Genomic DNA, 2,026 nt, shown 5'->3' with positions numbered 1-2,026 from the left:
GGCAAAGTGCTGGCTAATAGTGGTAGTTTTCATGGTGTTTAACAGGCAAAGACTATTATAAACCACGATCGATTCTGGTTGGCAAACGATCAAACTTAATTGCTTATTTTTGACCCGTTTGCCCTAGCTGACAAGCCTCACTGGGTTGCCATTTAGCAACAAAGCTTTCATTCTTATCTGTCAACAAATGAGCCAACACTTCATAAAATGGTTTTGATTGAAACTGCTGAATTTGCTCATCACGCCTGACGACTAACCCAAGCAAGGGGGTTTGCACTCGACCTACCGACAACACTCCATCGTATCCGACTTTTCGCCCTTGAATTGTATAAGCACGCGTGAGGTTAATCCCAAATAACCAGTCGGCACGACTTCTAGCTAACGCCGAAGTTGCGAGTGGAATGAACTCTCTATTACTTCTTAGGTTATTTAATGCTCGCTTAACAGCCGCAGGATTTAAGTCACTGATCAATAAACGTTGCACTTGGTTGAGTTTGGTTCCTGATACACCTAAATGAGAAATGACTTCATCCACCAACAATTGGCCTTACACGATTAACAAGAAATATCGACTGTTGACACTCCACAAGAATTATAGAATCGTTGACAATATCACTAGCACTTTCAGGACATGCTCAAATTTTTTTAGTGTGTAGAAACAATAAATTCGTCTTTAGGCAATCGTTCACCCTGTGTTTTTGATATGAAAAATTAGCAAATCATTGTGCCACTTGGACCAAATTAGAGTCTTTGTATGCGAATTTCGGTCATTCCGGACAGCGGGGAAATAGGTGATCGGATAATCCCGAATTCAGTGATCGGATAGCCCCGAATTATGCACGAAGAAAAGTCTCACATATTCAAGATTTCAAAATTTGGTGCGAAAAAGAAGAAATCGATATGTTCGACTTTTCCAGTATAAGAGCACAAAGAAGGCCTACTTATTTGTACTTCACATACTTATCGAAAAAAAGAATATCAGCCCAAAATATTAACAGTAGAACAGCCACTATTTACAAATGGTTTGAGTTTCATCAGGTCCGCTACAACATAGAACTAGAAAGAATAGACCAAACCTACAGAGCGTATAAGCAATTTCAAAACAAGCAAGGGCAAACATTTATTAGAGAAGTCAAAACTCGACTACTCACAGCGACTGTACCCAAAAAGTTCATGCCAAAATTAGGGCATGTATATGACGATGGTGAGGAGTTAAGACCATTAGAGAATGCTCAAGTAGATGCTTTGTATAAGGCACTATATTCTAACGACTTCAACACGGATGAGAGACTTATATTTGAAATCGCTTTAGACACAGGGGCAAGAATACAAACTATCTTAACCATTAGACTGCGACATATAGACTCATTCGTCCCAAAAAACTTGCACCCCGACGGTTGTTATAAATTACAAGCTGGTTTGGGTACTGATATCGACACCAAATTTGATAAAAGGCTCGTAGTATCTATCCCTCATGCCTTAGCTGAAAAATTAAAGATCTATGCCTATTGCGAAGAAGCAAAGAAAAGAAGATGTAAGTTTAAGCAAAATTTTGGCGAGGAAGTTTTTAGAAATGAAAAAGACATGTATCTATTCCTTGGGAGGCGTGGTGATTGTAGATACATGGCAAAATCAGATCCAAGATACGCATCAACTAACTCTAAACCCAATGGCAGAAGTATTTCTGTCATAGTCGCAAGACTAAAAAGAGTCCTACCTTCAACATTTCCGCAAAACTATGTATTCCATTGGAATAGAGCAACCTTTGCTTATATTTCATATCAACTACTTAAGCCTCTTCTGGATTCGAAAGAAATCACTTTCGACATGCTTATAGGATGGATACAAAGCTCATTGGGGCACGCTAATCCCGAAACCACACTGGAATATCTAAAACTATTGTAACTATTCAGCCCATCTGACTCAATCTGCTTAAAATAGCAACGGTTGAGTCACCATTTTACTTGATCCTCAATGATCATTTGACCGATCTTCCCAGTATGTCATGCTGACCAAATATTTAGTC

General features: G+C 39.0%; 1 protein-coding gene and 1 pseudogene. One reads left to right on the top strand and one right to left on the bottom strand.

The annotated features are described in order from the left end of the window. Window positions 1-127: 127 nt before the first annotated feature. Window positions 128-547, bottom strand: a pseudogene (locus D5018_RS21195) (DNA topoisomerase); the annotation flags it as partial. 353 nt (window positions 548-900) lie between these two features. Here D5018_RS21195 and D5018_RS21190 point away from each other — a divergent pair. After that, window positions 901-1,905 (top strand): site-specific integrase, encoded by a 1,005-nt coding sequence (locus D5018_RS21190; protein WP_121840954.1) that lies wholly within the window; start codon window positions 901-903, stop codon window positions 1,903-1,905. Window positions 1,906-2,026 lie beyond the last annotated feature (121 nt).

Origin of the sequence: Parashewanella curva (assembly GCF_003675895.1) — a bacterium.
GTDB lineage: Bacteria > Pseudomonadota > Gammaproteobacteria > Enterobacterales > Shewanellaceae > Parashewanella > Parashewanella curva.
This window is presented reverse-complemented; position numbering and strand designations above follow the sequence as displayed.